The organism is Ornithinimicrobium kibberense, assembly GCF_006519705.1.
GTDB classification, from domain to species: domain Bacteria; phylum Actinomycetota; class Actinomycetes; order Actinomycetales; family Dermatophilaceae; genus Ornithinicoccus; species Ornithinicoccus kibberensis.
This window is the reverse complement of record NZ_VFXM01000031.1, coordinates 1-608: the sequence shown is the minus strand read 5'-3', so window position 1 is coordinate 608 and position 608 is coordinate 1. Positions and strand designations below refer to the sequence as shown.

Genomic DNA, 608 nt, shown 5'->3' with positions numbered 1-608 from the left:
GATGAACTCCTCCCACGCCGCTCTCCACAGCTTGGGGATCGCGGGATAGGGCTTGCCCCATTTCTCCTCCAGCTCCTCGAACGCCGCCCACGCCGCCTCAACCGAGGGGGCGGTGTAGATGCGGCGCAGGTCCCCAGCCAGCTGGTCCCAGTACTTCCGGCTCGCGTAGCGCAGCGTCGCCCGGATGAGGTGGATCACGCAGGCCTGCACGATCGCGGCCGGGAAGACCGCGTTCACGCTGTCCGGCAGGCCCTTGAGGCCGTCGCAGACGATGAAGAACACGTCGGCCACGCCGCGGTTCTTCAGGTCAGCCAGGACGTTCATCCAGAACTTCGCGCTCTCGCCACCACCCTGCCCGGCCCACAGCCCCAGGACGTCTCGGCGCCCGTTCAGGTCGACCCCGATCGCGGCGTAGAACGGCTGGTTGCCGACCTGACCGTCGCGGACCTTCACGTAGATCGCGTCGATGAAGATCGCCGCGTAGATGGGCTGCAAAGGGCGCGAGGACCAGGTGGTCATCTCCTCGAGCACCTTGTCGGTGATCCGGCTGACCGTGTCCTTGGAGATGTTCGCGCCGTAGACCTCCTGGAAGTGCGCGCTGATCTCCC

Annotated in this window: 1 protein-coding gene; it reads right to left on the bottom strand. The window is 66.6% G+C overall.

Annotation, left to right across the window (positions count from 1 at the left end; translation table 11 throughout):
- On the bottom strand, positions 1 to 608 hold a 608-nt coding region (locus FJR00_RS15480), incomplete at both ends, for an IS256 family transposase (RefSeq protein WP_238330545.1).